8 protein-coding genes, 1 pseudogene and 1 CRISPR repeat array are annotated in these 8,233 nt (G+C 50.5%); of the genes and pseudogenes, 6 read left to right on the forward strand and 3 right to left on the reverse strand.

Annotation, left to right across the window (positions count from 1 at the left end):
* The first annotated feature begins 33 nt into the window (after positions 1-33).
* Positions 34-337: direct repeats of the CRISPR family, unit length 34 nt; unit sequence GTCTCGCTCTTTCGTGGAGCGAGTGAATTGAAAT.
* A gap of 196 nt (positions 338-533) precedes the next feature.
* The 3 genes and pseudogenes from JCM2765_RS15325 to JCM2765_RS15335 all read left to right on the forward strand — a co-directional run bounded on the left by JCM2765_RS15325 (position 534) and on the right by JCM2765_RS15335 (position 4,933).
* Positions 534-3,067, forward strand: a pseudogene (locus JCM2765_RS15325) (M1 family metallopeptidase).
* Positions 3,068-3,304: 237 nt separating this feature from the next.
* On the forward strand, positions 3,305-4,414 hold the full coding sequence (locus tag JCM2765_RS15330; protein WP_054737446.1) for a GGDEF domain-containing protein: 1,110 nt from the start codon (positions 3,305-3,307) through the stop codon (positions 4,412-4,414).
* Positions 4,415-4,537: 123 nt separating this feature from the next.
* The gene (locus JCM2765_RS15335; RefSeq protein WP_054737447.1) at positions 4,538-4,933 is read left to right on the forward strand and encodes an iron-sulfur cluster biosynthesis family protein; all 396 of its coding nucleotides are present in this window, start codon (positions 4,538-4,540) and stop codon (positions 4,931-4,933) included.
* Here the strand turns inward: JCM2765_RS15335 and JCM2765_RS15340 are convergent.
* The 3 genes from JCM2765_RS15340 to JCM2765_RS15350 form a co-directional block, all read right to left on the reverse strand.
* Positions 4,930-5,244 carry a hypothetical protein gene (locus JCM2765_RS15340; RefSeq protein ID WP_054737448.1) on the reverse strand — a complete coding sequence of 105 codons (315 nt, stop codon included), beginning with the start codon at positions 5,242-5,244 and terminating at the stop codon, positions 4,930-4,932. The two genes, JCM2765_RS15335 and JCM2765_RS15340, sit on opposite strands and share 4 nt — an antisense overlap.
* Positions 5,245-5,350: 106 nt before the next feature.
* A complete protein-coding gene (locus JCM2765_RS15345) occupies positions 5,351-5,671 on the reverse strand; it encodes a DUF3658 domain-containing protein (protein WP_054737449.1) in 321 nt (106 codons plus the stop codon).
* Positions 5,668-6,051, reverse strand: a complete 384-nt coding sequence (locus JCM2765_RS15350) for a DUF1835 domain-containing protein (protein ID WP_054737450.1) — start codon at positions 6,049-6,051, stop codon at positions 5,668-5,670. Before JCM2765_RS15350 ends, JCM2765_RS15345 begins: the two co-directional genes overlap by 4 nt.
* Before the next feature lie 127 nt (positions 6,052-6,178).
* Between JCM2765_RS15350 and JCM2765_RS17295 the strand changes: the two genes are divergently transcribed.
* From JCM2765_RS17295 to JCM2765_RS15360, 3 genes are all read left to right on the forward strand, one after another.
* Positions 6,179-6,349, forward strand: coding sequence for a hypothetical protein (locus JCM2765_RS17295; protein WP_156301825.1), 171 nt, complete (start codon positions 6,179-6,181; stop codon positions 6,347-6,349).
* Between the two features lie 23 nt (positions 6,350-6,372).
* The gene (locus JCM2765_RS15355) at positions 6,373-7,614 is read left to right on the forward strand and encodes a hypothetical protein (protein WP_054737451.1); all 1,242 of its coding nucleotides are present in this window, start codon (positions 6,373-6,375) and stop codon (positions 7,612-7,614) included.
* 93 nt (positions 7,615-7,707) lie between these two features.
* On the forward strand, positions 7,708-8,163 hold the full coding sequence (locus tag JCM2765_RS15360) for a hypothetical protein (protein WP_054737452.1): 456 nt from the start codon (positions 7,708-7,710) through the stop codon (positions 8,161-8,163).
* Positions 8,164-8,233: the final 70 nt, after the last annotated feature.

Consider the following 8,233-nt stretch of genomic DNA (forward strand, 5'->3'; position numbering starts at 1 on the left):
AAATCGAGAACAGTGATGTGGGTGTAGTTACTCGTCTCGCTCTTTCGTGGAGCGAGTGAATTGAAATATGTATGTGGACGAAGAAGAAGCTCAAATCGAGGTCTCGCTCTTTCGTGGAGCGAGTGAATTGAAATGAACTGTCGGTATGACTGCTTCGCCGAGGTGAGGTCTCGCTCTTTCGTGGAGCGAGTGAATTGAAATCGTTCGCAGTGAAGATTCCCGATAACCGCGTTGAGTCTCGCTCTTTCGTGGAGTGAGTGAATTGAAATATAGAAGTGCATTGGTGTTGTCATTTAGTTGGTTGTCTCGCTCTTTCGTGGAGCGAGTGAATTGAAATACCCATGAGTGGGCGCTGGCCGGCGAGTTATGCGTCTTGCTATTTCGCAGAGTAGGTGAATTAAAATATAAAATTGAAACCTAATTAAAAATTGGTACGTGTCTCATACAACTCAGATGTGTAAATTCAAATACAAGACAACTACCTACTGTGAAGCGTATAATAAGCCTAATCTAATCATTTACGGAGGCTATTCATGACAGAAAATAACACTCATTTCTATACCAAGTTCCACCCATCAAACTACAACGTCTACCTAGACATCAACCGCGCCACAAAAACAATCAGCGGCCAAACCACCATCACCGGCGAAGCCCTAACCACCGAAATCTCAATCCACCAAAAGGCCCTCAAGGTAACCAGCGTCCAATCCCAAAACACGGACGTCCCATTCACCACGGACGATGCAGCAGAAGCCATCAATATCACGCTGCCATCAACCGGTGAAACAACCTTGACTATCGACTACACCGCGCATTAACCGACGCCATGATGGGCATCTACCCATCCTACTACGAGGTTAACGGCGAAAAGAAGCAAATCATCGGCACGCAATTCGAAACCACGTTTGCGCGCCAAGCCTTCCCATGTGTGGACGAACCAGAAGCTAAGGCGACTTTTGATCTGGCGTTGAAGTTCGATGAACACGAAGGCGAAACGGTGTTAGCCAACATGCCTGAAAAGAAAGTTGAAGATGGCGTGCACTACTTCGACACTACGGTGAAGATGTCCACTTACCTCGTTGCGTTCGCCTTTGGTGAATTACAAGGCAAGCAAACCACTACCAAGAGCGGCGTTCAAGTTGGGGTATTTGGCACCAAGGCGCACAAGGCTAACGAACTTGATTTTGCGTTAGATATTGCCAAGCGGTCAATTGAGTTCTACGAGGACTTTTATCAGACGCCATATCCACTGCCACATTCTTGGCAGTTAGCGTTGCCTGACTTTTCAGCCGGCGCAATGGAGAACTGGGGCCTCGTGACTTACCGGGAAGCGTACTTACTGCTCGATCCAGACAACACCGCTTTGGATATGAAGCAGCTCGTTGCCACTGTCATTTCCCACGAACTAGCGCACCAGTGGTTCGGGGATCTTGTTACCATGAAGTGGTGGGATGATCTGTGGTTGAATGAAAGTTTTGCCAACATGATGGAGTACGTGGCCATCGATGCCTTGGAACCTGATTGGCACATCTGGGAAATGTTCCAGACGTCTGACGTCCCAGCAGCGTTACAACGGGATGCGACGGATGGCGTTCAGTCGGTTCACGTTAGCGTTGAAGATCCGGCTGAAATCGAGCTTTGTTTGATAGCGCGATCGTTTACGCTAAGGGTGCGCGGATGCTGGTCATGGTGCGGTCATTGATTGGTGATGATGCGTTGCGGAAGGCTTGAAGGCCTACTTTGCGGCGCACCGCTACGGCAACGCCACTGGGGCTGATCTTTGGGCTGCCTTGGGCGAAGCCTCGAACTTAGACGTTGGCGCCATCATGAACTCTTGGCTTGAACAACCCGGCTACCCAGTCGTGGACGCCAAGGTTGTCGATGGTCAATTGACCTTATCGCAACACCAGTTCTTCGTGGGTGATGGTGTTGATCAAGACCGCAAGTGGCAAATTCCGCTGAACGGCAACTACGCCGCAACGCCGCAAATTATGAAAGACGCACGAGTGGTACTCGGCGATTATGCTGACCTTCGCCAACAAGCCGGCGAACCATTCCGCTTGAACGTGGGCAATGAATCACACTTTATCGTGAACTACGATGACACGTTACGGGCTGATTTGTTGACGACCAGTGCAGATTTAGACGCGATTTCGCAACTACAACTCTTACAAGATCTGCGGTTATTAGCCGATGGGCGCCAAGTATCTTACGCTGACTTAGTGCCATTGTTGAAGGACTTTGCTGAAAGTCCCGCTACGGTGGTCAATGCGGCCTTGTATCGAATCGCTGGGACGTTGACGCAGTTCGTCACCCCTGAATCGACTGAAGAGGCGCAATTACGCAAGTTGTATGATCAACTGAGTGCTAAGCAGGTGGCCCGTTTGGGTTGGACCCCACGCGCTGGTGAGTCTAACGATGACCAACTGACTCGGCCATACGTGTTGAGTGCGGCGTTGTACGCTAAGAATCCGGCTGCGATTGAAGCGGCGCACCAGTTATTTACCGATAACCAAGCCGACTTAGGCGCACTACCAGCTGATATCCGGGCAATGGTGCTGGCTAACGAAGTGAAGCACTACGGTTCAACCGAATTGTTTGAGGCGCTATTAAATGCCTACCGTCAAACCCCAGACGCCAGCTTCAAGTCTGCCATTCGCGCGGCTTTGACCAGCACGCCGGATGCAGCGCTGATCAAACGGGTGATCGAGCCTTTGAAGACGCCGATACCATCAAGCCACAAGACTTGCGTGGTTGGTACCGGGGCGTGTTAGCTAACCCTAAGGGCGAACAAGCCGCTTGGGACTGGTTGCGCGATGACTGGTCATGGTTGGAAGCAACCGTTGGTGGGGACATGGAATTCAGTACCTACATCACGGTAACGGCCGGCATCTTCCACACGGCAGAGCGGTTGGCTGAATTCAAAGCTTTCTTTGAACCTAAGATCAACACCCCAGGCTTAACCCGGGAAATTACGATGGACATTAAAGTCATCGGCAGTCGGGTTGATTTGGTTGAAGCTGAACAAGCAGCGGTCAACCAAGCGATTGCGGCTGAATTGAACTAACTGATCAACGTTAATTGAATTAAGCGAATTGAATTGAATGAATCATTGGACCTCGCAGTCATTGCGGGGTCCTTTTAATTGCTTAATCAATTACCAAACGCTTATCAATAACCCAGGTGAAAAATTGTGAAAGGAATCGACATTTAGGGTCGTTTTGGCCACTAAAATGCGGTATTCTTATAGTAATTGAGAAAAAATATCGGATTGAGCTGGACGGTCTCTGGAGGCAGCGAGTCTATGGAATTATTTGGCAATACGTTCTTCTGGTCATTCTTCTTTATGATCGGGTTTGTGGCGACGTTAGAGTTGATCGAAGATCTTGGTAATCAAGTCACGATTCGGCTGTTTCACCGTAAAATCGAAACGGTGTGGCTACTGGTGGCTTACGTGGTGGTCGTGATCCTCTTCGTTCGGGTGTTACGGTTGTTTGGGACAACCTACACTTGGACGGCGAACGCGCTTCGGAACGGGGCACTGATTTATATGAGTTTAAAATTACACAGCCACAAGGGGTACGCCGTTCTCCTCGGGTGCGTTTTCCTGTCGTTTTGGCCGTACTGGGACTGGAACATGGGGGCATTGGCGGGCTTTGTGGGTACGCTGGTGTTGCTGTACGCGCTAAACTACTGGCAAAATTGGATCAGACGAAATCAACTCCGGCTGTTTGCGACATTGTGCGTGACGAGTTTGATCATTTGGCTGTTTGATATGTATTCATACGGCTATGAACTGGGCCAGACACTGTCGGTGACGGTTTGCTTTATTGCCGTCATGGTGTTGGCGTACCTCTACGACCAGCTGTTGGCCTACCGTAAGCGGCGGGAACAGGAGTTGACCTACGATACGCAACACGATGCGTTAACCGGTGTGCATAGTCGGATCAAGTTTAATAATGACTTTTCCCGGTACCGGCAACTCGTGAATGACGGGAAAATCCCGGTGGTTCATCTGGTAATGGTGGATATTGATCACTTTAAACGGGTCAATGATACTTACGGCCATTTAGCGGGGGACGCGGTGTTGAAGGCCTTCGCACAGGATTTTACTGATTATCTTGATACGATGACCTTTCCGGCCACTCTGTACCGAACGGGTGGTGAGGAGTTCAGCGTCATTTTAAATGGTGGTACAAGTAATGAACAGGCTAGCGTGATGCTGGCAAACTACCGCAAGCACTTAGCGAACCTCAAAATCAATGCGGCGGGCGCGTCAATTAAATTGACCATCTCGGCGGGCGTCACACAGATTGCCGCGGCTGATCACGAAAATGATCAGGTCATTAGTCGGGCGGATGCCAACTTGTATGCGGCAAAGCGGGCTGGTCGAGATCGGGTCGTCAGTGATTGAATAGGAATTAAATAAGCGTCCCCTAGATGCCAGACTGGGCATTTGGGGGACGCTTATTTAGTGTCAATTGGGTGAGGTGCGCTATACTAGTATTATCATGAATCGAAAAAAGGAGTCCTAACCATGCCAACCATCCGCATCACCCAAGCCGCCACTGAGCGTCTCAAACAACAGCACCTTCAAGACAAAATCCTCGTCCTCATCGCCGACGATGTCGGTGGCAAATACAGCCTGCAAGGTGGTGCCTGCACGATTGGCGCGGTTTTCACGTTAGTGGTGCTCGATAAGCAAGATCCAGATTATCCGATTCAACTCGCGAATGAAGCGGGCGTTCAGCTCTATAGCGCCGAATACGACCTGTACTTCTTGGCACCCGGATTAGTGCTGGACGTCCGCAACTTTCAATTTGCGATTCGCGATGACGCCCAACAGTTCGAAACGCCGGTGCAGGTCGTGAACGGCGCCGACATGATGGCAACTCATAATCGGGGGCTCACTGATTCGTCAAAATCTTGCTAGTCTTGAGCACCGAATTCTAATTCAGACATGGAATCTTCCATCTGTTCGATCAGGTTGGTTTGCTCAATAATTGCGCGCCAGGTTTCCGGGGAAGTGTTCCCGTGAGCCTGTTGCGCAATTTTTTGGTTCACGTCGTCTAACACTTGGTCAAATAACTTATCGGCTTCCCGTTGAATCATGGTGTCGTTCAGGCGCCGAGCGGGGAGCTTATCCATGTTCTGCTCATTCAAATAGGCTAAGGCCTTTTCCATAAAGAGCGGTTCGACCTGACTGTTTTCCGCAAGGTAGGCTTGTAGTTCTTGATTATTCATTTTCAAAACTCCTTCAGTGAACGTATGTTCTTGATGTGCCAAAATAAAAGCCCGCTAACTGCGGGGGCACTGGGTTCAGTGTACCGTATTTAGTGGGCAAATTCAATTAGTTTGCGGTGGTCAGGGCAGTTAGGCGGTAGCGCCACCACCAATCTGGGACGGCGATGCAGTAGCGGCCCATAGTCTCGCCGATGATGCGGGTGGGGGACCAGCGCTTGTGCTGTAGTTGCGGGATTAAGAACGAGTCGTAAAAGTCAACAGTCGCCCCAATTAGCTGGCCGTTGATGCGCACGTGGAGCGGTTGGTGGTCTGAAGCAAGTTGCTGCCAGTCGTAAGCGTAGGCGGTTTGTTCGGCGGCGGTCACCGGCACCGCTTGTGGTAGCCATTCTGGAATGGTATCGGGGTCGAGTTCGCCAAGGTCGTTCAAGGTTTGGAGGCCGATTGCGCCTTATTTGTCATAGGCTGGTTGATTGGGACGTTAATGCGGGTGAGTTCACCGGGCTGGTGTTGAAGCAGGTCGCATAAGTAGCGAAACCCAAGCGCGTCATCCGCCGTGGCCATGGTCCAAAGCCGAAGCGGTTCGCCCTTTTTTAACGCTGCCAGCAGTTGCGTCTGCGCTTGCTGAAGTGACGCAACCGTCACAGTTGAAAGTGAGTCGTAACGTTGCTTGAGTTGCCAAATTGGGTCATCCGGGTGAGCTAATTTGGTTAACTGGCCGAATTGAAACTCGGCAGGTAGTCCGATAACTGGCGTGTCTAGCGTATTGGTTAAACTAGCCGCAAAACTTTCGTTGAAGGTGATGTCCATTGACCTATCGCTCCTTTTGTCGGATGGATTACGGGTTCAGTATACCATGCTGGCGAACCTGATTGCATTTGTGAAAGGCCCGTCCTTCGTGCTAAACTAAGACTAGAAACTTATCGGAGGCGCACTTATGGTGAAAGTTAAGAAACAACGATATCAACGTGAATTTAAGCAAGCTTGGACGCAATTTGCGAGCTTTCCGGGCTACCAGATGATCGAGGGGACTTATCCTGACGGATTACCCGAAACGATTAGCGAGACCTTTTTCAGCGCGATGGATCAGTCAACGGCTTACCGGTAGCGCAGTGGACACAAGCGGACATCTTGGCTGGTTTAAAGTTGCTGCACGAACAAGACGAGTCGGTCGATCAATTCGATGAACAGTTCCCCGTAGTCAGCAGCTTGCTGTTATTCATTGCTTCTCGGAGTGACAACGACCTCAACATGGTGCCGTTACGAGATGCGTTAACTGCCTATCAGGATGAACTTGCAGAAGCCGCAGCGGCCGATGGTCATCTGCGTTGGCAGAGTTCGGTTGCCGCTGAATTGAAGCAGCAGTCCGTTGATTGGGCAAAGCAGTTTGTGAGCTCAGATGAATTTAAAGCGCTCTCAATTGTGCCATCAAAAGCGCGGTTGTTGATTCTAGTGCTGGTTGGCCAGGCCTATGAAGAACTGCAACTGACCCCTGATCAGTGGACCGCTGCAGCCTTAGAGCAACTGCTTACGGGTTACGTGGTGAACGAAATGGCCTTTGAGCCAGCCGACTATGACCAATTGCCGGATTTGCTGGCGGCCTTTCTAGCCTTTGCGCAGCGAGAAGACTTGTTATCTGACGCAGTGGTTGCCGAAGTGCAAACCGCAACGGAAAAGGTGATGGATCAAGTTGTGATAGCCGGTAAGGATGACGCCAACTACTCACCAGCCAAAACGGTGCTGTTGAAGATGAAGGCCGATGGTGTGGATATCAACGACCAAAAATTAGCGAAAAAATACCTCTCAGAATACGATGACGCCGTACAGGTCCAACGCGTCCTCGATGGCGAAGTGGCTTATCCGGGCACCGTTTACGTGCCAAAGAGTGAAGTTGAGACCCGCCACCACGTCCAACAAACGGCCAACTACAAGTGGTACCAAGCCGTGGCAACCCGAACGCATGATGAAGGCTTGAAGACGGCCCGAGAACTTTGGGTCAAACCAGAACAAAAGTCAGTCCGTCAAGCACACAATCAAGCAGAAGTCGTGGACATCATCGTCAACTTCTACGATGTGATGTATGCGGATTACGTGGAAACACCTAAGCGCTGGGAAGCTGACCATGTGGCAGCGTACTTAACCCAGTTAGCTGGTCAAACTAAGGTGGCCACTTACACGTTTACGACGCAGATGTTGCGGACGTTGTTTGGCAAATTAGCTGATGAAAAGGTGCTGACCAAGAAGACGGCAGCCACATTAGAACAGGTCTGTGACCGGCCATATCCACGGACGGCAGTGGCTGAAAAGCACGAGGTTCACGATTTAAGCAAGAGCCGGCATGGCAACAAATTACTTCGTCGTCGGAAGCGGTAGTTGATGCTTGTGTTTCGCCTAGAATCAGCCTAAAATAACGACCATTAAAGTGGTAGTGACGTTGTGAACTCACGCTTGTAATGGGGTGTTCAAATGTCGACGAAACAGCGGTTGTTTCTATTGGCTGAAATGTGCCTCGGTATGGGGACGGTGATGAGCCTCGTCGGTAATTGCTTGGCGATGGGCGTCACGGTCAGGGCGTGGCACACGTTTCTGGTCTGGTGGGCGCCCACGGTAATCGTTTCGTTTGGCTACGCTGTATTGGTCGTTAATCGGCTCGTGAACGGGTTGATCAAACGGTATACGGTTCAGCTATCGGGAACGGCATTGCAACGCCGAAGTAATCGAATTCGAAGCTGGACCATGCTAATCGTGATGTGTTTTAGCATGTGCACCTGGGGACTAGTGACTGCCGGTGCGATTCCGGGAATGCCGGTTGCCGTCATTTTAATGGTTTGGTTGCGGTCGTTGCTGCTGGCTTACATTATCCGCGGGCTAGTCGTTCAACCACTGGCGATGCGGATTATGCGACGAGTGGTGCCGGGATAATTAGTGAACTTATATTGAAGGTCATCAACGAGTATGTTTACTTGTTGGCGACCTTTTTGCGTTGCTGTCG

Source organism: Secundilactobacillus similis DSM 23365 = JCM 2765 (genome assembly GCF_001311075.1).
In the GTDB taxonomy this organism is placed as follows: domain Bacteria; phylum Bacillota; class Bacilli; order Lactobacillales; family Lactobacillaceae; genus Secundilactobacillus; species Secundilactobacillus similis.